Annotated in this window: 24 protein-coding genes; 5 read left to right on the top strand and 19 right to left on the bottom strand. The window is 36.7% G+C overall.

Annotation, left to right across the window (positions count from 1 at the left end; translation table 11 throughout):
• Window positions 1-231: 231 nt before the first annotated feature.
• From hisD to AC27VX_RS07735, 9 genes are all read right to left on the bottom strand, one after another.
• Complete coding sequence (gene hisD / locus AC27VX_RS07775; protein ID WP_488694863.1) at window positions 232-1,509, bottom strand: histidinol dehydrogenase; 1,278 nt, start codon at window positions 1,507-1,509, stop codon at window positions 232-234.
• A gap of 10 nt (window positions 1,510-1,519) precedes the next feature.
• The gene (hisG, locus tag AC27VX_RS07770) at window positions 1,520-2,377 is read right to left on the bottom strand and encodes an ATP phosphoribosyltransferase (protein ID WP_236859175.1); all 858 of its coding nucleotides are present in this window, start codon (window positions 2,375-2,377) and stop codon (window positions 1,520-1,522) included.
• Between the two features lie 251 nt (window positions 2,378-2,628).
• Window positions 2,629-3,726 carry a glycosyltransferase family 4 protein gene (locus AC27VX_RS07765; RefSeq protein WP_488694861.1) on the bottom strand — a complete coding sequence of 366 codons (1,098 nt, stop codon included), beginning with the start codon at window positions 3,724-3,726 and terminating at the stop codon, window positions 2,629-2,631.
• Window positions 3,723-4,499, bottom strand: a complete 777-nt coding sequence (locus AC27VX_RS07760; protein WP_488694859.1) for a polysaccharide deacetylase family protein — start codon at window positions 4,497-4,499, stop codon at window positions 3,723-3,725. Before AC27VX_RS07760 ends, AC27VX_RS07765 begins: the two co-directional genes overlap by 4 nt.
• A gap of 1 nt (window position 4,500) precedes the next feature.
• Window positions 4,501-5,430 carry a glycosyltransferase family 2 protein gene (locus tag AC27VX_RS07755; RefSeq protein WP_488694857.1) on the bottom strand — a complete coding sequence of 310 codons (930 nt, stop codon included), beginning with the start codon at window positions 5,428-5,430 and terminating at the stop codon, window positions 4,501-4,503.
• A 3-nt stretch (window positions 5,431-5,433) separates the two neighbouring features.
• Window positions 5,434-6,603, bottom strand: a complete 1,170-nt coding sequence (locus AC27VX_RS07750; protein ID WP_236859171.1) for a glycosyltransferase family 87 protein — start codon at window positions 6,601-6,603, stop codon at window positions 5,434-5,436.
• Between the two features lie 30 nt (window positions 6,604-6,633).
• Window positions 6,634-7,446, bottom strand: a complete 813-nt coding sequence (locus AC27VX_RS07745; protein WP_236859170.1) for a 2,3,4,5-tetrahydropyridine-2,6-dicarboxylate N-succinyltransferase — start codon at window positions 7,444-7,446, stop codon at window positions 6,634-6,636.
• A gap of 83 nt (window positions 7,447-7,529) precedes the next feature.
• Window positions 7,530-8,141: a methyltransferase family protein gene (locus AC27VX_RS07740; protein ID WP_236859169.1), complete on the bottom strand. Its 612-nt coding sequence runs from the start codon at window positions 8,139-8,141 to the stop codon at window positions 7,530-7,532.
• A gap of 184 nt (window positions 8,142-8,325) precedes the next feature.
• On the bottom strand, window positions 8,326-8,898 hold the full coding sequence (locus tag AC27VX_RS07735) for a C40 family peptidase (RefSeq protein ID WP_236859168.1): 573 nt from the start codon (window positions 8,896-8,898) through the stop codon (window positions 8,326-8,328).
• A gap of 153 nt (window positions 8,899-9,051) precedes the next feature.
• Between AC27VX_RS07735 and AC27VX_RS07730 the strand changes: the two genes are divergently transcribed.
• A complete protein-coding gene (locus tag AC27VX_RS07730) occupies window positions 9,052-9,690 on the top strand; it encodes a hypothetical protein (protein WP_488694854.1) in 639 nt (212 codons plus the stop codon).
• A gap of 36 nt (window positions 9,691-9,726) precedes the next feature.
• Here the strand turns inward: AC27VX_RS07730 and AC27VX_RS07725 are convergent, their stop codons facing one another.
• Entirely contained in the window at window positions 9,727-10,095 is a 369-nt protein-coding gene (locus tag AC27VX_RS07725) for a hypothetical protein (RefSeq protein WP_236859166.1), read from the bottom strand.
• Between the two features lie 393 nt (window positions 10,096-10,488).
• Between AC27VX_RS07725 and AC27VX_RS07720 the strand changes: the two genes are divergently transcribed.
• Together AC27VX_RS07720 and AC27VX_RS07715 are read left to right on the top strand one after the other, a co-directional pair.
• The gene (locus AC27VX_RS07720; protein ID WP_236859165.1) at window positions 10,489-11,178 is read left to right on the top strand and encodes a hypothetical protein; all 690 of its coding nucleotides are present in this window, start codon (window positions 10,489-10,491) and stop codon (window positions 11,176-11,178) included.
• A gap of 213 nt (window positions 11,179-11,391) precedes the next feature.
• Window positions 11,392-11,571, top strand: a complete 180-nt coding sequence (locus tag AC27VX_RS07715) for a YodC family protein (RefSeq protein ID WP_236859164.1) — start codon at window positions 11,392-11,394, stop codon at window positions 11,569-11,571.
• Window positions 11,572-11,602: 31 nt separating this feature from the next.
• On the opposite strand, the gene AC27VX_RS07710 is transcribed toward AC27VX_RS07715, so the two are convergent.
• From AC27VX_RS07710 to AC27VX_RS07700, 3 genes are all read right to left on the bottom strand, one after another.
• Window positions 11,603-12,040, bottom strand: coding sequence for a phosphohydrolase (locus AC27VX_RS07710; RefSeq protein WP_488694851.1), 438 nt, complete (start codon window positions 12,038-12,040; stop codon window positions 11,603-11,605).
• Between the two features lie 147 nt (window positions 12,041-12,187).
• Window positions 12,188-14,302: a catalase gene (locus AC27VX_RS07705; RefSeq protein WP_236859162.1), complete on the bottom strand. Its 2,115-nt coding sequence runs from the start codon at window positions 14,300-14,302 to the stop codon at window positions 12,188-12,190.
• Between the two features lie 392 nt (window positions 14,303-14,694).
• Window positions 14,695-15,030: a hypothetical protein gene (locus tag AC27VX_RS07700; protein WP_488694849.1), complete on the bottom strand. Its 336-nt coding sequence runs from the start codon at window positions 15,028-15,030 to the stop codon at window positions 14,695-14,697.
• On the opposite strand from AC27VX_RS07700, the gene AC27VX_RS07695 reads away from it, so the two are divergent.
• The gene (locus tag AC27VX_RS07695) at window positions 14,975-16,330 is read left to right on the top strand and encodes a hypothetical protein (RefSeq protein ID WP_236859160.1); all 1,356 of its coding nucleotides are present in this window, start codon (window positions 14,975-14,977) and stop codon (window positions 16,328-16,330) included. The genes AC27VX_RS07700 and AC27VX_RS07695 overlap by 56 nt on opposite strands.
• A gap of 256 nt (window positions 16,331-16,586) precedes the next feature.
• Here the strand turns inward: AC27VX_RS07695 and AC27VX_RS07690 are convergent, their stop codons facing one another.
• Window positions 16,587-17,561, bottom strand: coding sequence for a 3-oxoacyl-ACP synthase III family protein (locus AC27VX_RS07690; protein WP_488694847.1), 975 nt, complete (start codon window positions 17,559-17,561; stop codon window positions 16,587-16,589).
• A gap of 323 nt (window positions 17,562-17,884) precedes the next feature.
• Between AC27VX_RS07690 and glk the strand changes: the two genes are divergently transcribed.
• Window positions 17,885-18,961: a glucokinase gene (glk, locus tag AC27VX_RS07685; protein ID WP_300687296.1), complete on the top strand. Its 1,077-nt coding sequence runs from the start codon at window positions 17,885-17,887 to the stop codon at window positions 18,959-18,961.
• A gap of 5 nt (window positions 18,962-18,966) precedes the next feature.
• Here glk and pgi read toward each other — a convergent pair whose 3' ends face one another.
• The 5 genes from pgi to AC27VX_RS07660 are packed head-to-tail and all read right to left on the bottom strand — an operon-like array spanning window position 18,967 to window position 25,034.
• Window positions 18,967-20,622 carry a glucose-6-phosphate isomerase gene (gene pgi / locus AC27VX_RS07680; protein ID WP_236859157.1) on the bottom strand — a complete coding sequence of 552 codons (1,656 nt, stop codon included), beginning with the start codon at window positions 20,620-20,622 and terminating at the stop codon, window positions 18,967-18,969.
• Between the two features lie 48 nt (window positions 20,623-20,670).
• Window positions 20,671-21,411 (bottom strand): 6-phosphogluconolactonase, encoded by a 741-nt coding sequence (gene pgl / locus AC27VX_RS07675; RefSeq protein WP_236859156.1) that lies wholly within the window; start codon window positions 21,409-21,411, stop codon window positions 20,671-20,673.
• A gap of 9 nt (window positions 21,412-21,420) precedes the next feature.
• A complete protein-coding gene (zwf, locus tag AC27VX_RS07670; protein ID WP_300687292.1) occupies window positions 21,421-22,935 on the bottom strand; it encodes a glucose-6-phosphate dehydrogenase in 1,515 nt (504 codons plus the stop codon).
• Window positions 22,936-22,969: 34 nt separating this feature from the next.
• Window positions 22,970-24,406, bottom strand: coding sequence for an NADP-dependent phosphogluconate dehydrogenase (gndA, locus tag AC27VX_RS07665; protein WP_236859154.1), 1,437 nt, complete (start codon window positions 24,404-24,406; stop codon window positions 22,970-22,972).
• A gap of 7 nt (window positions 24,407-24,413) precedes the next feature.
• The gene (locus tag AC27VX_RS07660; RefSeq protein WP_488694843.1) at window positions 24,414-25,034 is read right to left on the bottom strand and encodes an HAD family hydrolase; all 621 of its coding nucleotides are present in this window, start codon (window positions 25,032-25,034) and stop codon (window positions 24,414-24,416) included.
• Window positions 25,035-25,036: the final 2 nt, after the last annotated feature.

Here is a 25,036-nt window from a genome sequence, read left to right as displayed (position 1 = left end):
TGTATTGCTTTTCATTTTAAATCTTTTCTTAACCATTACAGATCAATCTGAATCTTCGTTCTTCCTGGAAACTTTCTTTTCTTAATGGTTTTTTTAAATAAGCACAAGGGCGTAATTTCTTTTTATCTTATGTTATATAGGCGCAGAATTTTCAGCAAAGGATTAATTACCGTTTTACATTTTTCAATTTTATCGGGAATAAAATCCTTGTGAATTTGCATTACCCAACATTTATTCTTTTAATCTTATTGATACTGCATTTTTATGGGCAAACAGGCCTTCTGCTTCCGCCATAAGCTCTATTGTTTTTCCTAAATTTTGAAGTCCCTCTTTGGAAAGATGCTGGAAGGTTATTTTCTTAACAAAGCTATCCAGAGATACCCCGCTGTAATTTTTTGCGTATGCATTAGTCGGAAGCGTGTGATTGGTTCCGCTGGCATAGTCCCCGGCACTTTCACAGGAATAATTCCCAAGGAAAACAGAACCTGCATTCTGAATCACAGGAATATAATTTTCGAAGTTTTTCAGTGCCAGAATGAGATGTTCCGGAGCATAAAGATTACTGAACTCAAGAGCTTCTTCCAGGGAATTAACTAAAATAAAAGAACTGTTTTCTAATGCAACTTTTGCCATTTCACTTCTGGGTAAACCACTGATCTGATGATCAACAGCATTAATTGTCTCATCAAAAACTTTAATGTCAGTTGTAATGAATACAACCTGGCTGTCACTTCCGTGTTCTGCCTGTGAAAGAAGATCTGCTGCGCAGAATTCAGGAACCGCCTGCTCATCTGCTATAACAAGGACTTCACTTGGACCTGCCGGCATATCAATGGCTACTCCATACCGCTGGGCATATTCTTTGGCAGCCACTACAAACTGGTTTCCGGGACCAAAAATTTTATATACTTCCGGAATGCTTTCCGTTCCTAAAGTCATTGCTGCTACTGCCTGAGCTCCACCCGTTTTAAAAATTCGGGAAACCCCGCAAAGCTTCGCGGCATATAAAATAGCAGGATTGACATTTCCGTTTTTATCAGGTGGGGTACAGAGAATAATTTCTTTACATCCCGCCAGGTTAGCCGGTACAGCCAACATTAAAACCGTAGAAAATAAAGGAGCTGTTCCACCCGGAATATAAATTCCTACTTTCTCTACAGCTCTGTTCTCTCTCCAGCAAACAACTCCTTTTGTGGTTTCAATTTTCCGGATTTCTACTCTTTGTGATTCGTGGAACTTTGCTATATTCTCCTTTGCCTGTTGAATAGCTTCTTTCAAATCAGCTGTTATCTGATTCTCAGCATTGTCAATTTCAGCAGCGGTTACTATAATGCCTGGTGTTTCGGCTTTATCAAACTGCCTGTTGAAATCAATCAAAGCCTGATCTCCATTTTTTCCAACTTCTGTAAAGATTTCCTTGATAAGGGCAGAAATTTCTTCCTGTTTGAGAACCGGACGTTTCACAAGATCGTTCCAAATCTCTTTTTTCGGATATTTATAGATATTCATATTTTAGTTTTTAAATGACCATTTTATCGATGGGAATGATTAAAATATCCTGCGCACCATTGTCTTTAAGTTCATCAATAACATCCCAAAATCGTTCTTCATCAATCACAGAATGAATACTGCTCCAGCCTTCTTCCGCCAGCGGAATGACGGTAGGACTTTTCAGAACCGGAAGAACTTCAGCTATTTTCTGAATTTTATCATTGGGAACATTCATTAGAATATATTTTGAATTTTTAGCTCTTAAAACGGCTTTAATCCGGAATAAAAACTTGTCAAGAATAGCTGCTTTTTCTGGGGACAGTTCAGGGTTTTTTGCCAGTACTGCCTCCGATTTCAGTAAGGTAACAGTTTCTCTAAGTCCATTTTTGAACAGCGTACTTCCTGAACTTACAATATCACAGATACCATCAGCCAGGCCAATATTGGGAGCAATTTCCACCGAGCCGGAAATAATATGAATGTCTGATACGATTTCTTTTTTTTCTAAAAAATTTTTAAGGGTATTCGGGTAAGAAGTGGCAATCTTTTTCCCCTGGAAAAAACTGAGATCATCGGTTTCAATTTCTTTGGGAACGGCAATAGATACCCGGCATTTTGAGAAGCCAAGTTTCTGAACAACCTGAATCTTTTTTTGTTTCTCAATCAAAAGATTTTCACCTACAATGGCAATATCTACCACTCCGTCTTCAAGGTATTGCGGAATGTCTGAATTCCGGAGATACATAATCTCCATGGGAAAGTTATCTACTGAAACTTTAAGCTGGTCTTTTCCGTTGTTGACCAATATTCCACAATCTTTGAGAAGCTGTAGTGATTCTTCGTAAAGCCGTCCGCTTTTTTGTATCGCAATTTTTAATTTACTCATTTCGCCTTTTTTGAGGTCTGAGTAAATAAAAGATGATCTGTTGAAAATTTCTGAGGAGGATTCAGGAAACAAAAAAACCGTCTATTTACTCAGACGGTTTTTAATTATTTTTGATTTTAGTATACACATAATATCAATCAATTCCGTCTAACAGAGATGATGATAATAATGATGTAATGCTAAAAAAGTTGGTTTCATTGTATTGAATTCTGATGCAAATGTAGGATTTATTTTTAAATGGCAAAGTTTTTTCAGAATATTTTTTGATAAAAATTCATCAGTTCTTTGGCAATTCGTTCGTCATTAAATTTCTGAACAAACTCGAAACCCTTTTCCTCACGGCGTTTTCTCTCGGATTCATTTTCCCAGAGAAATTTTATTTTAGCCCTGATATCTAGATCATTATCGGGATCAATATAAACGGAATCTTTTCCTCCTGCCTCGGGCAGACAGCTTGTATTGCTGGTTACGGTTACCGTCTTTGAGAAAAGAGCCTCAATTACAGGAATTCCAAAGCCTTCAAAGAAGCTTGGGTATACGAAAATATCAGCCAGTTTGTAGATCACAGCCAGCTCATCCATGGAAACACCTTCCAGGAACAGCACCTGCTTTTCCATCTTATTCTTTTTGATAAAACGGTCTATTTTCTGATAATATTTTGTCTTTCTGCCTACCACCACCAATGGAATTTCGGTTCCGTTAACTGCTTTTACTACATTCAACAAGTTTTTACGTCCTTCAATGGTTCCTACGTTCAGAATAAACCTTTCCGGCAGTTTATATTTTTCTTTTGCAGCCTGCATCAATTCCGGAGACTGCTGTTCTTTAAATGCTTTGTGGCAGCCCTGATAGATCACTTCAATCTTGCTTTCAGGAACTTTCAAATACTGGATAATATCCCTTTTGGTCTGTTCAGAAATGGCAATGATCTTATCAGCTGTATCAGCGGCTTTTTTAAATTTCCAGAAGTGTATTTTCCTGTCAAAAAAAGAATAATACTGTGGGTATCTCATAAAGATAAGATCATGAATGGTAACGATCTTTTTAATCGGTTTCTGATCCCATTTTAAAGGGAGTTCACCGGATAAGCCATGAAAAATATCTGCTCCCAGTTTTTGGGCATCTTTTCCCATAGCAAGCTGACGGGAAAATTTCCCTTTTGAAGTAGCCGCAAACTGAACATTGGGGCGTTCCAAAATGTCTTTTCCCCGCTCTGATCTGTTTTTATTCAGCAGCAGGTAGTCGTTGTCTGGCTCATACTGAGAGAGTATTCTTACAAGATCTCTTGAGTAATTGCCCAGCCCGGACGTATTATGGAAAAAACGTTTTGCGTCAAAGGCAATTTTCATCGTTGTATCTGTTTTTGAAATTCCTGAAATGTTCCGAATGTATGTCCTTTCTCTTTAAGCCACCCTACAAACGAATCAAATCTTTCCACCATATCTTTTCCGGAGTTTTTTACGGTAAATCCTGGAAGTTTAAAGGCTTCATCTTTAATTTCTGCAAATTCCCACGGATGGAAATAAATATTAAGATATTGGTCTTTCTTCAAAGTATCTGAAGCCAGTTTTTTATAGACTGACAGCGGAAAATTATGAAAACTAAGCCAGAATAAAGGGATTCTGAAATTCGGAGATACGGATGCAGGAACCTGGGTTACATTTCCTTCTTTATAGTAGGTTCTCGATACTTTTAAGTTGTTATATCTTCCGGGTAAGAACGTAGGATTGATAGACGAATTGTAAGAATATCCTGCCTTCTCAACCTCTTTATCATCTACCGGCATCATTCTGGGCATTCGTAAGCCAGTTACTTTCGTTGAAAACAGGTCCTCCAGTTTTTCCCGTGACTCTTTAAGGTGTTTGTTTTCAAATTCTGAATGAAACCAGGTATGGGAAGCCAATTCATGACCTTCCTTTAATAATCTTTCGATGAGATGCCTGCTGTTTTCGGCAAAAACTACTGTAGAAAAAAAAGTAGCTTTGGCATTATGTTTTTTAAGGATATCCAATATCCTTTCCAGCCCGGTCTGCGAAATTGAAATTTGCTTTTCAAAGGGAATTTCACCCTTATACTCTAATGGCATATCAAATTCTTCAATGTCAAAACTTAATAAAACCATTTTAAAAATTTTTGTTTTTAATAATATAATTAGGTCTGTCTTTCACCTGTTTAAATATTTTACCCAGATAGATTCCCATGATTCCCATGATGATTAACTGTAACCCTCCAAAGAAAACAATGGTCATAATCAATGATGCCCATCCTGAGATTTCAGTACCGGCAATAAAAGAATGGAGAACATATCCTCCATATCCTAACACTGAAACTGCAGAAAACAGAAATCCAAGGTATGCAGCCAGGTAAAGAGGTTTTACACTGAAAGCTGTAATTCCCGTGAAAGCAAAAGTAAACATCTTCTTAAGGTTATAGCTGCTTTCTCCCGACACTCTTTCATTGGCTTTAAAGTCGATTCCGATCTGTTTGAAACCCATCCAGCTGGTTAATCCTCTAAGGAACAAGTCATCTTCATTGAAATTACGCATTATCTGAACGGCATTAGCATCCATTAATCTAAAATCAGAACCTCCTCCTTTTGTCAGATTGACATCGGAAAGACTTGATAATAGTTTATAAAAAAGATCAGATGTTTTTCTTTTAAAATAGGATATTTCTTTAGGGTAAGTTCTCACCGTAAAAACAACATCATAGCCTTCTTCCCATTTTTGGATCATTTCAGGAATCAGCTCAGGCGGATGCTGGAGATCACCATCCATAGAGATGACTGCGTTACCATTCGCATGATCCATTCCTGCTTTTACGGCAGGCTGATGTCCAAAATTTCTTGAAAATTCAATATACTTTACTTCTTCAAATTTTTGAGATAATTCTTCCAGCTTTTGCTGTGTATGGTCTCTGCTTCCGTCATTGACAAAGATAATTTCAAAATCATAATCTTTTAATCCTGAAAAAACCTGTTTTATTTTTTCATGTACTAAGGCAACGTTACCTTCTTCATTATGAGCAGGAATGACAATTGAGATCTTCTTCATATATTAATTTAAAGTGTAATCTTTTTCAAAGTCCTTTGTCAGGAGCTCATAGGTTACCCGCAGCCAAACGAGGATACAAGGTACGGCTTTCAAAGAATATTTAATAATATAATTTTGCTTAATAAATTTTGGAAACAAATCAGATGGTGAGAAACAGGTAAGAATAATTACAAAAACCAGCAATCCTATAATAATAGGTGTTTTTTCCTTCTGAAGGGTAAACCAGATCATTACTCCCGCTACCGCAATAATATAAGTCGGCGATTCTGATCCTGAGCTGAACAAAACCAGAAATAGTAATGTAGAAGCCAGAATCATCAATTGAAAAGCATAGTTTTTATACTGTTTTATTCTGATGTAGGGCAGAGCAAATAAAGGAACTCCAAAGGCTAAAAAGGTAAGATTAGAGATAGAAGCATCTCCTAAAATTCTTCTTACAAATCCCATTAATGATATATCCTGCATATTTCCCAATACCTGATTATCATTATTTTTTGAGATCAGAGAATGCGCCCAGTCAGCATAACTTTGAATCACAAACTGAGGTGTGGAATAAATCATTGGAATCACTAAACACAATATGGCAATGACAATTCCCGAGAGAATAAATTTCACTTTATTTTTAATAAAGAAAAACTGAGATAATCCTACAATTCCGTATAGTTTCACGAAAATCCCTACCACAATCGCTGTTGCAGACTGTACTTCTTTTCTTTCATAAACAAATATCGCAGATAACATTAGAAGTCCTACCAAAGCGACATTAAACTGTAAGCTTACCGCAGCAGTAATGTATTCCTGCAGACATAATAATGCGAAAAGGGCTTTTTTAGGATCTGAAAACGGAAGTTTATGAATCGCGTAGAGAAAAATGGCTGTATTGGCTACATTCCACAGAGAGATTCCCAACCAGTCCGGCATAACTGCAAACGGAGCGATCAGCAAGCTAAAAAAGACACCATAATGATTCATATCAGAATAGTGTTCAGGATATTGTAAATACAGATTTTTCTCATCAAGGGTATTGAAAAACACGCCCTTAAAAATCAGATAATTATTAATTGCCTGATTTCCTCTCGAAAATTTAGAAAGTGCAGTCGCAATGGCTACAATAAGATAAACCCCAAATATATATTTAGGGTTTAAAAGTATTTTTAGAAATTTTTCTTTCAAAATTGTGGTATTAGCTTAGAATATTAAATCTTAAACAGCTACATTATTATCTCTCAATGCATCATTCAGAGATGTTTTCTTATCTGTAGATTCTTTTCTCTGACCAATGATCAATGCGCAAGGAACCTGAAATTCTCCTGCAGGAAACTGCTTTGTATAGCTTCCAGGGATCACTACTGAACGGGCAGGTACTCTACCTTTGATTTCAACAGGCTCATCTCCTGTAACATCAATGATTTTTGTAGAGGCTGTTAATACAACATTAGCTCCCAACACGGCTTCTTTTTCTACATGAACTCCTTCTACTACGATACATCTTGAACCGATGAAACAGTCATCCTCAATGATTACCGGAGCAGCCTGTAATGGCTCTAATACGCCACCGATACCAACACCACCACTCAGGTGAACGTTTTTACCGATCTGCGCACAGCTTCCTACTGTAGCCCAAGTATCTACCATTGTTCCTGAATCTACATAAGCACCGATATTAATATAAGACGGCATCATGATCACCCCTGAAGCAACGAAAGAACCCTCTCTTGCAATAGCGTGAGGTACAACTCTTACTCCTTTTTCCGCATAATTTTTCTTTAAAGGAATTTTGTCATGAAATTCAAACGGACCTACTTCAATAGTTTCCATCTTCTGGATTGGGAAGTACATTACTACTGCTTTCTTTACCCATTCATTTACCTGCCATCCGTTTTCTGTAGGTTCAGCTACACGAAGTTCTCCGGAATCTAATAAAGATACCACCTCTCTGATCGCTTTCTTGCTGTCTTCATTTTGTAATAAATCTCTATTATCCCAAATGTTTTCAATAGTTTGTTGTAACGACATGTTTCTTATTTAAATTAGTTTGAAAAATTATACGGGCCAAAGATACAAAAAAGTTCAGCAAAATTATTTTTAACGTTATGCTTTTAATAGGGGCTTAACATCCGCCCAACCCTCTTTTTATAGGTCAGATAAGTCTGGCCGTGCTTCAGATTCAGATCTTCCTCTTCAAGCCTTATCTGAATTTGCATCAGAATACTTCCCACCAACAGAAACAGAAATACGGTTAAAGTGGGAAAAAGCAGAAAGAAACCAAGAAGACTTACCGTCATTCCTAAAAATATTGGATTTCTAGATATTCCAAACAGTCCATGGGTCACAAGCCTGGTTTTCATCTCAGTATCAATTCCTATACGCCACGAATCTTTCATCTGCAGCTGTGCCACAACCACCCAAATAAATGCAGAAATCATCAAAATAAGTCCGATATATTTCAGAAGATTAACATCCATGAAATGGATTATAAAAGTACCCGAGATAACTTCAGGAAATAGAGAAAGCGCAATAGAGTACGTAAACAGAGCCAGTAAGATCAGTTTAAAATAACGTCCGACAAGAGCATAAGCAGAACCGTCTTTTGGAAGAACATTGGGGTTCTTATTGATTTGTCTGGCCACTCTAAAACTGATTCCTAAAAACGAAACCGTAAAAAAAAGAATAAAATATAAGGGAATGAAAAATCGTGTAAAATCTGCCATGGTAATTATTTTTGACAAATTTCACAGATTTTGAAATGCAATACCATTGCAATATTAAGAAAAGGAATTTTTCTTATTAAGTGGCAAAGCCAATTTCGAATGATTACATTAAAAAATAGAATGCGTCCCTTTGTTCTGGTTTGAAAAAGAAAATGCTTTATATTTTCAGAGTAATAAGAATATTTTATAAAACCCTTTGGGCATGAAGATAAGCTTTATTCCAGTATTTTTCGTTCAGAGAAGAGATAATGACTCCTTTGGAAGTGGAAGCATGAATGAATTTCACCTCTCCGTCTGCGCCAATATCATGCACGATACCTACGTGAGATACTCTGCTACCTCCTGCTGTGGCAAAAAACAGCAAATCTCCTGGTTTTACGTCCCTGATGTCAATATTTTTTCCGGATTCAGCCTGATCTGTAGATCTCCTTGGAAGGCTAAAATCATTTTCTTCAAATACTTTTACCGTAAATCCTGAACAGTCGAACCCGGACGATGTATTTCCTCCGAACCGGTAAGGTGTTCCAAGATATTTCTCGGCATCTTTCAGAATTTCATTGATCGATCTTGATATTTTACCATCAAATTTAGAATCCAGTTTTCTAAGGTTCTCAGATTTCGCTACCGTTTTGGTATTCGATTTCTTACTGGAAGAAGCATTTTTTGATGCTCCGCAAGACACTACAAAAGCAGACATAATCAGTAAGACAGACAGCTGCTTTATTCTCATTCCCGATTCAAATAATCCCGATCCCATATTCATCTGATTTATACTCGATTAAGCAATTATTTATCAAATATACATTTTATATTTTAATTATACTATAACTATACTACAACACTATTATAAATATATGTTAAAATATTGTCATTCATTATTTAATGGTATATTTGAGTTCAATTTAGAGATATGGCAACATATGAAAGTATAATCAAGATCACAGGAGCTGTAGGAGACCTGGTTTTTTATGATCTGAATGGTAAAAAAGTCGTTCGGAAGAAAAGTGGGTTTAATAAAACTGCTTTTAAGAAAAATCCGTCCTATGAAAAAGTACGTCAAAACAGTTCTGAGTTCGGACATTGCTCTAAGACTGGAAAAGCTATAAGAAACAGCCTGAATGTGTACATCAAGACAGCGGGAGACCCTCTCCTTTATCAGAAATTTGCTAAACTGATGACGGAAGTAAAAGATCTGGATATGACTTCTGAAAGAGGTAAAAGAACCGTCGAAAACGGATTGAAAACTGAGGAAGGCCAAAAACTCCTCAGGGAATTTCAGTTTGGTGGAATAAAAAAAACCGCAGACCGTATTAGAATTGAGAATCAGACCCTGCATGTGAAACACAGCAGTCTTATGTATAAAATGATCATTTTGACTATAAAACTGGATTCTGAGCACTGCAACACAGAGTATGCTGAAGAAATTTTGTCTTTGGACAAGCAGCAGGAAATTGTTTTTCAGCAACATTTTTCAGAAAAGAGTGTACTCCTCTATTTTGCAGCATTACAAAATGAAGATAACGAAATAACCCACATGGGATTTGTATAAAATAAAAAAGTCTGCAATTACGTGCAGACTTTTTGTTTATTTCTTATCTCCTTTCCAGGATCCTGATCTCGCAGGAGTAGGAATTGAGTTGGACCAGCTTCCGTTTCCTTTTTTATCTGTATTCAGTGTTCCTTTAAAATTTCCTTGTGAAGGAAGTCCTACTGATGCATTAAGATCTCCTGTCTCACTTAAATTTCCGGAAATATTATAGTTTTCATTATTAACATCGGAATGCATGGTTCCCACCACTTTACCATTGGTATCTACCACGATGTTCCAGATTCCTTTATCATTACCGTCATAGGTACCAGACCATGTTCCTACATAATCATAAATGGTATCATCATTGGAGCTGCAGCCGATAAATAAAAACGCCATTAAAAAAAGTAAAAAAAGTTTCTTCATAGTTTCAGTAGTTTTATAACCTAAAAAATTCCTCTATTCTCTGTTATTTTCCATTCCTAAAAATTCTGTTTCAAAGAATAGTGCTTAATATTTATTATTTTTTGTTCCGTGCAAATCTACTAATTTTTTCATTCAAATTATCTGAATTTTAATTAGTGCGTAATATGTTTATTAAAAAACAGCATATTTCAGCTAAAATACAACTATTTTTCAAACAAATTCATGATACATAAACTTTGAGTTATCTTCAAAAGACAATACTTTAAAATTTACTATACATTCATCATTTTAATTTTAAAATTACTTGATTTTACTTTTAAATAAATTTTCATTTCTATATTAATAGATATTTCTTACCTTAGTGAAAAAATATAAACCCATTCAAATTATAACATGAAAACAAAGACATTTGTATTGTCCGTACTCGCATTTTGTGGCAGTTTAAACGCTCAGGTAGGTATTAACACAACCACTCCTACCCAAACTTTAGATATTAATGGCCTGGTAAGGGTAAGAGGACTTTCAAATCCTGATAAAAAAATTGTTGCTGCTGATCCTCAAGGTGTTCTGACATTGATTTCTCCTGAAGAAATTTTTGCTCCTAAGGCCCTATTGAATACCTCTATGTCATCTACTGAACAAAGATTTACCATATATGAAGGAAAATGCTTTCAGCCTATTGACAACGCTTCTTCCTGTACTGTTTCCTTAAATCACTATACTTCTTGTGCAGGATTTACCAACCCAGTAGATACTCAGGTAGTGGTAGGACAAGGAATTAATACTGGTAACGGGCAGTTTTTAGGTACATGGACAGCCCGATATGTTGATAATAAAGGCTTTGCCGGTGCTGCTCCTGTTGCCAACCAGACCGCCCCTGATTATCCCAGAATTTCTTATCCGGCTGCCAGTACGGTAAACTATTTGGGAAGTGGTAATTTTCCCAGTGCCGGACAGTGTAACGCAGATATCGTAACTACCATTAACCAGACAACCGGGGATATAAAAGTAGAATCTGTAAAAAGAAATATGTATGCACATCTTGTGTACCTTATTAATATCGCCCGTTCCAGAACCCAATAATATACAGATATTTGATTTCATAAAACCGGTTGCAGTCTTTGATTGCGGCTGGTTTATTTTTTAAACACTCTATTCTGAAATCAAAAAAAGAGCAGATCGTAAAATTGAGAGATGATGATCCACCGGAATAAGAGCCTCCTACAAACTAAAGAACCAGCCATGGGGTAACAGTCTATTTTGCTATATTTGAACTTAATTTTCAAATCAAATCACATGGAATTAAAAGTAGGAGACACAGTCTATCTGAAATCAGATGCCAGGACAATCATGACTATTAATGATGTTTCAGCAAAAGGGCATGGCTATTACGAATGTATCTGGTTTTCACAGGAACTTTTACAAACGGGCCACTTTCATAAGGACACCTTAGTAAAATATGACCGGGAAAAATAGAATAAAGCCCCTGTTGAAGGGGGCTGTTTCATTATTTCTGCATATAGCTTTTTAAATATCTGTGAGCATTGATATATTTAGAGAGTCTCTCTGCATCTTTTTCTGTCACTTTATTCAATCTGCTTACATCCATATTATCTTCAAGATCATTCAATTTCACCGCGATGGCTAAATCATTCTGACTGATCCTCTCTATGAAATCTGAATAATCTTCATTGCCTTTCTTTGTCACAAGCTCTAGTGCCCGAATGATCTGCTGCGGAAACCCCTCTTCTGCCAGCTGTTTAAAAGTCCAGTCAGTATCTTCCACCAGATCGTGTAATACACCACAGATCATCTCATTTTCATTTTTTCCTTTCATCATCACTCTCAGGATATGTAAAATGTAAGGTTTACCGGATTTATCTGTTTGGCCTGCGTGCGCCTGTGTTGCAATAGAAACTGCTTTTTCAAGTAAATTTAAATTCATTGTATCGTTTTATCAAATATAACAAAAGCCCTCTTAAAAAGAAGGCTTTTATTGAGATTTCAAAATAGTGAATACCCAGAAGGTGATACCTGCATTAATACGTTATATCAGAATCCTGTATAGTACTGCTTCACGCAAGATACGAGGTTATGAAGGAACCTTTCTGGATTTTTCTCTTTCCCAGATACGATGCTCTTTCATAATTTTGATAAAATCTTCGGTTAAATGGTCTGTACTTTCAAAAATAACACCTTTATCTTTATTAACAAAAGAATGTTTCGATAATTCTTCCGCGCCTTTGGCAAATGCCAGTGCTTTGCAATGGCGATATCCTTCATTGATGAATTGCAGATAATCCGCATTGCCTTCAAGAGTCTTTACAGAATCTCCATCAGGGGTATAAAATGCATCATAACATACGGATGCTTCTGTAAGGTAAGAATACTTAATATCTTCTTCCCCTCCCTCTTTGAATTTTATTTTACCAACCTGGCTTGCAATTAAAACAGCCTGTGCACCTTCTTTTTCCAGTGCCTTTTTCATTATATCTACCGAAGTTTTGCTTACCCCGTTGTCAATTAAAAAAGCCACCTTTCTCGTTTTGATATTCCCCTTTCCGGGTTCTACTTTCATGCTCAGCTCTGATGATTTTTCTACTTCAGGTTTTTTAGGTTTAATGGGATAGTTCGGATGATTCTGGCGGGCGAATTTCAAAGTTAGCGGATCAAGTTCTTTCGAAACAGTCAATCCCAGATTATCAGCGACATTTTTAGCCAGTTTTTTATCGATCTGATTCAGTATAGCTAATTCGCGTTGGCGTATATTAACATCATTTACCTTAGACAGTTCAAAGCTCAGTGCATTGATAATATGTTCTTGTTCTTCAGGACTTTGCGAATTAAAGAACAATGTGGCCTGAGTAAAATGGTCTGCAAAAGAATCCGAACGGGCCCTTACTTTGGGGCCGTTCACAGGCTGCTGGTGCGACTGAAATCCAACCTCTCCCTTAAGCATTGCCTGGTAAGGGCATCCTTCAGCTTTACTGTTTGGAAAATAACTGACAGGCCCTTTCAGAATATCCATCCTTCCAAAACCGTCTTTTTGATTATTATGCTTCCCATTTACCGGACGGTTTATAGGCAACTCATGAAAATTAGGACCTCCCAGGCGATAATTCTGAGTATCCATGTACGAAAATACTCTTCCCTGGAGAAGAGGATCATCAGAAACATCTATACCCGGAACAAGCCTTCCCGGATCAAAAGCCACCTGCTCAGTCTCTGCAAAAAAATTCTCTGGATTACGGTTGAGTGTCATAGTTCCTATAATCTGTACAGGAACAAGCTCTTCAGGAATAATTTTAGTAGGATCAAGAATATCAAATGAGTATTTCATCTCATCTTCTTCAGGAATAAGCTGAACTCCCAAATCCCATTGCGGAAAATCACCGTTTTCAATAGCTTCCCATAAATCCTTGCGATGAAAATCAGCATTAAAACCAGAAATTTTCTGAGCTTCATTCCATGCTACTGAATGTACCCCCAATCTCGGCTTCCAGTGAAATTTCACAAACGTTGCCTTACCTTTGTTATTCACAAATTTGAAAGTATGTACTCCAAAACCTTCCATCATTCTTAAACTTCTTGGAATTGCCCTATCAGACATCACCCACATGGTCATATGGGCCGCTTCAGGCATTAGTGAAATGAAATCCCAAAATGTATCGTGTGCTGATGCAGCTTGTGGCATTTCATTATTAGGTTCCGGTTTCACCGCATGAATTAAATCCGGAAAATTCATGGCATCCTGAATAAAGAAGACCGGTATATTATTACCTACAAGATCGTAATTGCCCTCTGTGGTGTAAAACTTGACTGAAAATCCCCTTACATCGCGGGCCAGGTCGGTAGACCCCTTAAATCCTGCTACTGTAGAAAACCTTGTAAATAAAGGGGTGATCGTTCCTTTTTGCAAAAATGCAGCAGTTGTGTATTTTGAAAGGTCTGCGGTAGCTTCAAAAATACCATGTGCACCGGATCCTCTTGCATGAACGACTCTTTCAGGAATCCGCTCACGGTCAAAATGCATGAGCTTGTCAAAAAAAATATGATCCTGCTGTAAAGACGGCCCTCTTTCTCCGGCTTTAAGTGTATTGTTATTGTCAAACACTGGTACGCCGTCATTGGTCGTCATTACTCTATTGTTATTATCAACTAACTGCTGATCAATCTGGGCCGATTTTACGTTCTTTACCTTTTTCATATCAATAATTTTGTGGGTTAGATTAACTGAAGAAATATCACACTTCTTTGACTAAATATACAATATTTCAATAAAATACCATCTATCATTATTTTGTTTTAACATAACAAATCCCCTTTATTGCTTAATACAAAGCTAAATCGCGTATCCAATAAAAAATTATGCTAAAAAGTCTGTCAGATCAGGCATTATGTATAGGAGATCAACTGGTTAATGCTTACAAATGTTCATAAATACGGGATTCTCCCCTGAGGAGTAGTAATTAGTTTAATGGTATTGCATAAAAATAGTTTTCATAAGCTCCGGTACCGAATGTCCAGCTGCCTGTAGCTTTATTTTCAATCAGTAAATATATTCTGATGGATGGTGAGGAAAGCATACTTAGTGCTCCATCATTTAGTAGGACCTGTATATGGAAAAATAACTGAAGCGTACGAGGTAGATACAGCAGCAGGGCCAAGGTGAGTAAAATCTGCCCGCTGAACGGAAGATTGAGAAGTAGAAAGATAAGCATGAAACCAGAATCTATTTGTATTCCCCGGGTTACTGATTGTTAAACCTGTATTCACAGACCACTTCCCTTCTCTAAGATCAATATAAACATTTGAATAAACAGTCCCCGATCCGTTAGAACTTGCTGTTATAGATGATCCTGGAAAAACTCCAGTTGCAGTGGCCCGTATAGATGCAGGGATTTTCCATGTTCCTACTCCGTTTGCATCACTCATCAAAACTTTATCCGATCCCTGGGGACCATCTGTGATTTTTATAGCTCCCGGGGAAGTGCTTATTATTTCCAGCTTTGTAACCGGAGAAGCATTTCCCATACCTGTATTACCTTCAGTTGTAACTATAAAATCATTACTTTACTGGGATATGGTAGGGTTTCTTCCCCAGGAAATGAAAGAAAATAAAGAAGCTCTGCAACTTGTAAATCCCCATACGAATCCTGAATCAAAACTTTTTGTTTCCCGCATCTATATGTGGATAGCGGATTATTATACAGAAACTCACAAATATGATTCTGCACAAATCTATATTGACAGATCAATTAAGCTGGCAGAAGAGATTCCTGAACAACAATATCTTTCTTTCAGGCGGATGTTCAGAAGAAAAGCATATGTCTATTTCTATCAGGCCCAGATTTACATCAAACAAAAAAATACAAAATCTGCACTTCAATTTATTGACAAAGCCTATAAACAGGCAGTAAGTGAAGACCATGTGTACTTACATTCTATTTTGGAAGCGTATGGCGATTATTATTTTCTCTCGGAAGAATATCAGAATGCAATCAATTATTATAAAAAAGCAATTCAGAATAAAAAAGCATTCTTAAAAATGTCAGCTGATATCAATCTAAAATTATCATATTGTTATAAAGCAATGAATGATCCTTCCAATGAAAAAAAATACCTTACCATTTCCTCAGAACAAAGACGATATAATGAGAGAATAAGCAGAATAAATGTTATCCAGATAGCAGAAAATATTTTAAAAGTAGAAAATGAAAAAAAACAGGCTAACAGGAATAAAAACATTCTTGCTGTATTATTAGTAAGCATTGTATTACTACTAATAATTGCATGTGTTCTGTATAAACAAAGAAAGGAAAATAGAAAAAGAAATGAAATCATTGAAAACAAAAATCATCAATTGCAAAAAACAACAGATTCTTTAATGGAAAAAGAAAAAACAATAAATATTTTGCAGCAAAAGGTGTCGGAACTAATCCATATGGTGAAAGCCAATTCTCCCCATTTCTGGAGCCATTTTCAGATAATTTTCCCTGATTTCACTGGAAAAATGCTTAAACTCAATCCAAATTTAAGGACTTCTGAACTTACTTTTTCTGCCTACCTTTATCTGGGGCTGGCCACTAAAGAAATATCACAATATACATTCAAATCTGTAAAAACAATAGAAAATAATAGGTACAACTTAAGAAAAAAGATCAATGTTCCATCAGAAAAAGACCTCTCCATCTGGATAAATGAATATATCAAAAATACTGAAACAGAAGCTTAAAGTGGCTCCAACTATATAGAGCTGAATTTAAGAAACAGTCTTTATTTGCATAATAACTCAGGTGAGCTAAAGTATTTTAAAGGAAAAGATTGTATCAATTTTATTGTGTTTAAAGAATTGAAAACTTTAAATAATGACTGAGTTCTAATCTTATAAATAGCCTAAAAACACCTCTTTCTTATCATCAGACTGGGGCGTTTCCAGGCTAAATTTTGAATATTTTTTTAAAGATATTTTAAAACTAAATGAACTGTAATCAATATTTCCATAGCATTAATCCTGCCTGATAACCAGCTCCTAGAGTCCATATCAGAATATTATTTCCTTTTTGTAATTTCTTTACATTCTTTTGGTATTGATCTAGAGCTAAGAAAATACTTGAAGATCCGGTATACCCTAATTCTCTGGAATAAAATGGAATCTTATCTTCCGTAATTTCATAATATTTACGAATAATATTAATATTTTTTATTGATAACTGTGAAAATAAAAACAGATCAATTTGTTCAATGGTCAAATTATTTTGATGTAAAAATGGATTGATATAATCCAATGCAAAATTTACACTCCCACTTCCATCAAAATTTGTATCCCAAAAAGTAACATCGGTAGAACTGTGACAAGAATATCCATTTGGAGGAAATAAAACAGTATTGGAAAAGCTGCTGTCGGTATGATACAAAACATCAACTAATCCCGAATCTGAATCCTCTTTCTCAACAATAAAGGCGAAAGCAGAATCTGAAAAACAAAAAGCAGTAAACGGATTTTCCCGGTCCAGTATTTTAGATAGTTTCTCAGCGCATACAATTAAAGCTTTCCCAGCAGAATGAGAGCCTGATAAATATTTTGATACCTGATCTAATGCAATAAAACCTCCAATACAGTTTGCGTTGATATCATAGCACATTGTATTCAGCTTTCCATTCAGAGCATGGTGTATTTTAATAGCGTCGCAAGGCACATTGTGTTCGGGTGTACTTGATACAAAAACAATGATATCAATATCCTTAACAGAAATATTACTCTCATGCAGTACCCCTATGGCTGCCTGTATTCCCATCGAAAGTGCAGTTTCTTCAGAATCTTCAGTCAGAATAAATCTATTATTCCTACCTAATGCATTCTGAATTTTTTGCATTGAAATTTGCTGTTTCTCAAAATCTTGAATAACTGTTTCGTTATTTTCGATATTAGATGGATGATAAAAGTAAGTGTGATGAATTTTCATATTTAAAATTGTATTCAATTTGATATAAAGTATATATTTTCAAAGTGTAAAGATTATAACTTATAAAACACTAATTAAAAGTATCTTACAAAGATAATTAACTCACCATCAAGTTAATTATAATAAAGATCTTAATGAAAACTTCTCAATGACGTAGAAGAAACCAAAACGCAATTGGAAGCAGCATAGGATTTTTAAATTCCGATAAAAAGATTCACAAATTGAGAATTATATTATCAAATCTCTATGATAATCAATTTGGAAAAATTGAAAGTAAAACCAAAAATTCTTTTTAAATTAACCTATTATAAATATTTCCAATTATGAATAATTTTCAGGATACTTCCCTACCCGATATTTCAGATGCCGGTTTACCAATGGCTTATCCTTCAGGGCAAAAAAAATTACCAGGTTCCGGAATTGTTTTAGCAGCAGATGTTGGCGGAACCAAAACAGAGTTTGCGCTTTTTCAGGTGAAGGGAGGAAAACTGATTCCCATTAAAAATCAACGATATGCCACTACAGACCACCAGTCATTTGTGGAGGCGATCCGTCATTTTCATGATGATAAATCTTCGGTTATCGACTGTGCCTGTCTGGGTGTTGCCGGTACGGTAGATGGAGATAAAGTACGGGGCGTTAACTTTGCCTGGGAAATAGACGCCCAAAAACTGGAATCTGATCTTAATATAAAAACAGTGCTTCTTATTAATGATCTTCAGGCCAATGCCTACGGCCTGTGCGCACTTGAAGATTCAGACTTTGAAATTATTGCTGAGGGTGAAAAAAGTGCAGGTAACGCGGTAGTGATCTCACCGGGAACAGGTCTTGGTGAAGCAGGAATGTACTGGGATGGGTTATATTACACGCCTTATGCAACTGAAGGCGGTCATTGCAATTTTGCCCCCTTTGATGAACTGGATGCAGAACTATGGAAGTTTCTAAAAAATAAATTCGACCATGTAAGCTGGGAAAGAGTGGTTTCCGGACAGGGTATACAAAATATTTATGAATTTTTACTCCATTACAGGGAATATACAGAACCGGAATGGCTGACTGAAAATTTAAAAAAAGATAACTCGGCGAAAACAATTTCCTCAGCAGCCATAGAGGAAAAGGAACCTCTGTGTATTGAGACAATGCAGCTTTTTTTAAAATACCTTGCCATAGAATCAAGCCAGCTGGCTTTAAAAGCAAAAGCCACGGGTGGAATTTATATCGGTGGTGGAATTACCCCAAAAATTCTCAGCTTGATTGACAAAAAAGAATTTTACAGGAATTTTATTAATGTCGGCCGAATGGAACATTTGTTAAAAGCCATCCCCATAAAAGTAGTTCTAAATGATAAAACAGCTTTGATGGGGGCAGCATATTATGCAGCAATGGGAATTATCCGTTGATAAGACTATTTATTCCGCCATTTTTTATAAGTATTGATCAGCCCGTTGGTAGAGCCGTCATGGGAATCTATTGTATCATTATTTTCAAGCTCCGGAAGCACATTTGAAGCTAATTGTTTACCCAACTCCACTCCCCATTGGTCAAAACTGAAAATATTCCAGATGACCCCCTGCACAAAGATTTTATGTTCATACAGTGCAGTAAGCGCACCTAACGAAAAGGGGGTAATCTTTTTAAGCAGGAAAGAATTGGTAGGTTTATTCCCGGTAAAAACTCTAAACGGGATCAGCTTTTCCATGCTTGATTTTTCCATTCCTGTACGTGCCAGCTCTTCGGCAACCTGCCCGGCATTTTTTCCGTTCATTAAAGCTTCGGTCTGAGCGAAAAAATTTGAAACCAAGATCTGATGATGATCACCAACAGGATTATGACTGATCGCAGGTGCTATAAAATCACAGGGGATAAGATGGGTTCCCTGATGGATCAATTGATAAAATGCATGTTGTCCGTTGGTTCCTGGTTCGCCCCAGACTACCGGGCCTGTGCTATAGGTTACATCATTCCCATTCCGGTCTGTATGTTTTCCGTTGCTTTCCATATTTCCCTGCTGAAAATAGGCCGGAAAGCGGTGCATATATTGATCATAAGGAAATATAGCCTCCGTTTCTGAACCAAAAAAATTGGTGTACCACAATCCTATTAAGGCCATCATCACAGGAATATTGTCTCCGAGATCTGTTGTTTTAAAATGATGATCGCTTGACTCAGCCCCTTTAAGTAATTGTTCAAAATGATCATATCCTATCGTGAGGGCTATGGAAAGTCCGATACTGCTCCAAAGGCTGTAACGGCCGCCAACCCAATCCCAGAAAACAAACATATTATCAGGATCAATTCCAAATTTCCTTACCCCATCTTCATTGGTTGAAAGTGCCACAAAATGTTTTGCTACCCATTTTTCGTCTTTTGCCGACTTTAGAAACCATTCACGTGCGGTTTGTGCATTGGTCATTGTTTCCTGTGTAGTGAAGGTTTTTGAGGCAATGGTAAAAAGCGTTTCCTCGGGGTCTAATTTTTTTAAAGTTTCCACAATCTGTGTTCCGTCCACATTTGAAACAAAATAAGCCTGAATTCCTTCAATCCAATAGGGTTTTAAGGCTTCTGTAACCATTACCGGCCCCAGATCACTTCCTCCAATACCGATATTGACAATATTCTTAATTTTTTTCCCGGAATAGCCCTTCCATTCACCACTATGAATTTTTTCACAAAAAGCCTTCATCTTCTGGCGTGTTTCGCGGATTTTAAGCATAATATCTTCTCCATCAATCATCACTGGCTCATCAGAAAAATTTCTCAGAGCCGTGTGCATTACAGCACGATTTTCTGTTCCATTGATCTTTTCTCCGTCAAAAATGGCTTCCATTGCATTTTTAACTTTGCAGTCTTCTGCCAATTGCAGCAGTTTTTCAAGAGTTTCATCAGTGGCAATATTTTTAGAATAATCGAAAAGGATATCATTAAATTCAATGGACATTTTTTCAAACCTTTTGGAGTCTTTTTTAAAAAGGTCTTTCATCTGAACGGATTCCATTTCCGAGTGATGAGCAATTAATGCTGCCCATGCTGGTGTTTGTATAGGATTTATTGTAGGAAACATTTTTTTATTTTTAAATATTTAATAATTTATTTTCAGAAATAATGATGATCAGTCCTGATTTTCTACAATTTTTGAGGCTGCAGAAGAATCTAGAAACCACTGTACTTTATTTTTATCTGACTTAATAAGGCGGGCAGGATATTCATCTATTGAGCCCGAACGGTCTTCCAGTATATGAACTACAGCTTCAGATTTTCCTTCTCCGAAAACTAAAAATGCGATCTGCTCCGCCTGGTTGATCAGAGGAGCGGTCATAGTTATACGAAACATGTCAACCTCATCTACAAAAATTGATTTTACAGTAGCTTCAGTTTCTTTCAATACTGACGTATAGGGGAATAGTGATGCTGTATGTGAATTGTCACCAAGACCTAAAAGAATGAAATCAAATACAATCGGTTTTTTATCAAAATGTACTTTTATGGATTCCATATACCTTTCTGCTGCTGCCTCAGGCCCATGTGATGTATCTACTTTGAAAATATGAGATGTATTGATTCCTAAAGGATCAAATAAAGCTTCCTGAACCATTCTGGAGTTTCTGTCGGGGTCATTTTCAGGGAGGAAACGTTCATCCCCAAAAAAGAAAAAGGTCTTCTCCCAATCAATCTTATCTTTAAACTTTTCGGATGCCAGCAGCTCATATAATTTCTTAGGTGAACTTCCGCCGGAAAGCACAAAGTTAAACTGTCCATGGCTCCTCACTGCTTTTTGTGAGGCCTCACAAATGGTTTCTGCCAAAGCGTTTATTAATTCTTCAGCATCCCCGAATATTTTTAAATCATTCATCAGCTATTCTTATTTTTTTTGAGGTAAATTGATCCAGTGAAAGCCATCTTTAGCAATGAGTGCTTCTGCATTTTCAGGGCCCCAGGAATTTGCAGGATAATTCGGGAAGTTTGTCATTTTATTGCTTTCCCAATAATCAAGAATGGGCATTACTACTTTCCATGCTTCTTCTACCTGGTCTGCACGCATAAACAGAGTCTGATCTCCTGAAATAACATCCAGTAAAAGCGTTTCATAAGCCTCCGGTGAATCTATTTTTGTTTTTCCTGAATAATCAAATATCATATCCACGGTATTCAGGGTCATTTCAAGACCGGGAGTTTTGCTTTCGAGCTGAAATCTGATCGCCATATCGGGCTGAATGCTGATGATAAGTCTGTTTGGTTTAGGAAGGTTCCTTTCACCATTATTAAATATATTATGAGGAACTTCCCTGAATTGTATGATAATATGCGAAGCCGATTTAAAAAGTCTTTTCCCTGTGCGCAAATAAAACGGTACTCCCTGCCAGCGCCAGTTATCTACATAAAACTTCATTGCTGCGTAGGTTTCAGTATTGGAATCTGCATCTACATCCACTTCTTCACGGTAACCCGAAACTTCTTTCCCTTCTACCCAGCCAGGACCATACTGCCCTCTGACTGCAATGGTATCAATCATTCCGGGAACAACTTTCCTCATGGCCTTCAATACCTCAACTTTGCGGTCCCGTACAAGGTCGGCATCAAAACTCACAGGCGGTTCCATGGCAATGATACAAAGTAACTGAAGTAAATGGTTCTGAATCATATCCCTCAAAATTCCGGCATTATCAAAATAGCTTCCTCTATCTTCCACACCTATCTGTTCGGTAACCGAAATCTGAACGTGTTCGATATGGGTACGGTTCCACAGAGGCTCCATAATTGTATTGGCAAAACGAAAAGCCATAACATTCTGAACGACTTCTTTTCCTAAATAATGGTCTATTCTGTAAATCTGTTTTTCGTCAAAAATTGTCAGTAATTTCGTGTTTAAAGCTTTTGCAGATTCCAGATCCCTGCCAAATGGCTTCTCAATGATAATGCGTGTGGTTTCTTTATTATTCTCCAGTTTACTTTTTGAGATATTCTCTGCGATAGTACAGAAAAGGTCCGGTGAAACTGCACAGTAATAGAGGATCGAAGGATCCTGATTCCATTCTTCTTTCAGCTTATTTATTTTTGAGTCGAATTCATCGTAAGAAGCGACATCTTTTATATTGGCTGCCTGATAAGAGATATTGGAGGAAAATTTAGCCCAATCTTCTTTTTTGGCTTTGCCGGTTCTGGAAAATTCATTGATTCCTGTTAATAGGGAATCCCTGTACTGCTCATCACTGAATTCCGTTCTTGAAGTGCCTATGATGGCAAACTTTTCAGGAAGCCTTTTCTCAAGGAACAGGTTGTACAATGCCGGAATGATTTTCCGTTTGGTTAAATCTCCGTTCCCCCCAAAAATAATTAAAACTGTGGGATTTACTTTTGTATCTGATGTATTTGGCATTATTTATTTTTTTAAGCTTAGATTAAAAAACAGATTAATTTTTAACATTCTCTTTCATCCATTGGGTATGAAATACACCTTCTTTGGCTTTAAGTTCATAGGTATGTGAACCAAAATAATCCCGCTGTGCCTGAATAAGGTTTGTCGGCATATTTTCATTGCGGAAATCATCGAAATACGTTAATGCTGCCGAAAATGCAGGTGTTGAAATACCATGAATTGCCGCATCTGAAACCACAGTACGGATATCTTTAATACTCTTAGTAAGGTTTGCTGCAATATTCTCATCTAAAAGTAAATGCTGCAGCTTAGGATTTTTGTTAAAAGCAGCGTAAATATCTTCTAAAAATTCTGATCGGATGATACATCCTCCACGCCATATTTTTGCAATAAGATCTAAGTTCAGATTATATTTGAATTCTTCATTCGCCTGATAGAGCATATGCATTCCCTGAGCATAGGCAGAAACCATTGCAAAATAGAAAGCCTCTTCAAGTTGATCACAATATTCACTCTCATTTTTTGCATAATGCATTTCAGTCAGGTCAGGATATATTTTCGAAGCCTGAACCCTCAGATTCTTCAAAGAAGAAAGATCACGCATGGAAACAGCAATGTCAATAACCGGGGTTGGCAAATGTAAATCCATTGCGGCCTGTGAAGTCCATTTACCCGTTCCTTTTGCTTTAGCCTCATCTCTGATATCATCCAGCAAAAGATGGTCTTCACCTTCATTTTTATACGTGAAAATATCCCGGGTAATCTCTAATAAATAAGACTTCAATTTCCCTTCATTCCACTTTTTGTATACTTCATAGATTTTATCATTATCCATGTTAAGACCTTTTTTCATGATCTCATAGGACTCAGAAATCAGTTGCATGATGGCATACTCAATACCATTATGCACCATTTTTACAAAATGACCAGCAGAGCGTTCTCCCATAAAACCAACGGTAGGCTCACCGTCCACATGTGCTGCAATTTTCTCCAGAACAGGTTTCAGAACCTCATAGGCTTCTTTATCACCACCAGGCATCATACTGGGACCTCTTCGTGCGCCTTCTTCACCACCGGAAACACCCATTCCCACAAAATGCAGTCCCTTGCCTTCCAGTTCTTTATATCTTCGTTCGGTATCTGTATAGTGTGAGTTTCCGCCATCTATAATAATATCTCCTTTGTCCAAAACAGTTAATAGCTCCGCTATCACACTGTCTACAATTTCACCGGCAGGAACCAGCATCATTACAACTTTGGGACTTTTAAGACTGTCTGTAAAGTCCTTCAGATCTGAAAATCCATGAATATTATCACGATTCAACTGATTAAGAGCATTTACTTTTTCGGCACTGTTATCGTATCCGGCACAGTCATAACCTTGGTCTGCAATATTTTGTAATAGATTGGAACCCATTGTTCCCAAACCTATCATTCCGAATGCGGATTGATTTTTATTTTCTTGTTTCATGTTATTATTATCTTATAAAATTTTCTAGAATATTTTTAGTTGTTTCAAAATTTTCGTGCAATATACTTGTCATTCCGAGGTTTTTTGCGGCATTAACCAACATAGGCCTGTCATCAAAATAAATACATTCATCAGGTTTAACCTGTGTGATGTCCATTGCCATTTTAAAAATTCGCGGATCAGGTTTGCGTGCCCCTACATAACAGGAGGAGAAAAAACCATCAAACACCTCATGCAGTTGAAAGGTCTTAATCCGGTATTCATTAAGATCGAGATTTTCATTACTCACTGCAAACACAGGAAGATCTGTTTGTATTTTCCATTTTTTCAGCCATTCTAACATTTGCGGCAGCTCTGTTGACTGAGCAAACATAAATTCTATGAATTCCTCTTTGGTAAAATCACGGGGTGAATAAAACAAAATGGTGTTCAGGTACTGATCCAGTGAAACGCTTCCTATCTCAAAAACATTATAGATGAAGTTGTGCAGGATATTCATTTCCTGAAAATCAAAATTAAAAACCTTCGCTGCCTTTTCACGGGATTGATAATCCCAGCCATTGGTAAGCAATACTCCTCCGATATCCATGAAGACTGCTTTTACTTTCGAAACATTCAATTCACTCATTT

The organism is Chryseobacterium sp. 14P4.3.2, assembly GCF_057799275.1.
Note: the sequence above shows the minus strand (reverse complement) of the source record. Positions and strands in the feature narration are given on the sequence as shown.

Bases quoted from the DNA above. Each gene is read 5' to 3' on its own strand.
- hisD (WP_488694863.1), bottom strand. From the start codon at position 1,509: ATGAATATCTATAAATATCCGAAAAAAGAGATTTGGAACGATCTTGTG.
- hisG (WP_236859175.1), bottom strand. From the start codon at position 2,377: ATGAGTAAATTAAAAATTGCGATACAAAAAAGCGGACGGCTTTACGAA.
- AC27VX_RS07765 (WP_488694861.1), bottom strand. From the start codon at position 3,726: ATGAAAATTGCCTTTGACGCAAAACGTTTTTTCCATAATACGTCCGGG.
- AC27VX_RS07760 (WP_488694859.1), bottom strand. From the start codon at position 4,499: ATGGTTTTATTAAGTTTTGACATTGAAGAATTTGATATGCCATTAGAG.
- AC27VX_RS07755 (WP_488694857.1), bottom strand. From the start codon at position 5,430: ATGAAGAAGATCTCAATTGTCATTCCTGCTCATAATGAAGAAGGTAAC.
- AC27VX_RS07745 (WP_236859170.1), bottom strand. From the start codon at position 7,446: ATGTCGTTACAACAAACTATTGAAAACATTTGGGATAATAGAGATTTA.
- AC27VX_RS07740 (WP_236859169.1), bottom strand. From the start codon at position 8,141: ATGGCAGATTTTACACGATTTTTCATTCCCTTATATTTTATTCTTTTT.
- AC27VX_RS07735 (WP_236859168.1), bottom strand. From the start codon at position 8,898: ATGGGATCGGGATTATTTGAATCGGGAATGAGAATAAAGCAGCTGTCT.
- AC27VX_RS07730 (WP_488694854.1), top strand. From the start codon at position 9,052: ATGGCAACATATGAAAGTATAATCAAGATCACAGGAGCTGTAGGAGAC.
- AC27VX_RS07725 (WP_236859166.1), bottom strand. From the start codon at position 10,095: ATGAAGAAACTTTTTTTACTTTTTTTAATGGCGTTTTTATTTATCGGC.
- AC27VX_RS07720 (WP_236859165.1), top strand. From the start codon at position 10,489: ATGAAAACAAAGACATTTGTATTGTCCGTACTCGCATTTTGTGGCAGT.
- AC27VX_RS07715 (WP_236859164.1), top strand. From the start codon at position 11,392: ATGGAATTAAAAGTAGGAGACACAGTCTATCTGAAATCAGATGCCAGG.
- AC27VX_RS07710 (WP_488694851.1), bottom strand. From the start codon at position 12,040: ATGAATTTAAATTTACTTGAAAAAGCAGTTTCTATTGCAACACAGGCG.
- AC27VX_RS07705 (WP_236859162.1), bottom strand. From the start codon at position 14,302: ATGAAAAAGGTAAAGAACGTAAAATCGGCCCAGATTGATCAGCAGTTA.
- AC27VX_RS07700 (WP_488694849.1), bottom strand. From the start codon at position 15,030: ATGAGTGATGCAAACGGAGTAGGAACATGGAAAATCCCTGCATCTATA.
- AC27VX_RS07690 (WP_488694847.1), bottom strand. From the start codon at position 17,561: ATGAAAATTCATCACACTTACTTTTATCATCCATCTAATATCGAAAAT.
- glk (WP_300687296.1), top strand. From the start codon at position 17,885: ATGAATAATTTTCAGGATACTTCCCTACCCGATATTTCAGATGCCGGT.
- pgi (WP_236859157.1), bottom strand. From the start codon at position 20,622: ATGTTTCCTACAATAAATCCTATACAAACACCAGCATGGGCAGCATTA.
- pgl (WP_236859156.1), bottom strand. From the start codon at position 21,411: ATGAATGATTTAAAAATATTCGGGGATGCTGAAGAATTAATAAACGCT.
- zwf (WP_300687292.1), bottom strand. From the start codon at position 22,935: ATGCCAAATACATCAGATACAAAAGTAAATCCCACAGTTTTAATTATT.
- gndA (WP_236859154.1), bottom strand. From the start codon at position 24,406: ATGAAACAAGAAAATAAAAATCAATCCGCATTCGGAATGATAGGTTTG.
- AC27VX_RS07660 (WP_488694843.1), bottom strand. From the start codon at position 25,034: ATGAGTGAATTGAATGTTTCGAAAGTAAAAGCAGTCTTCATGGATATC.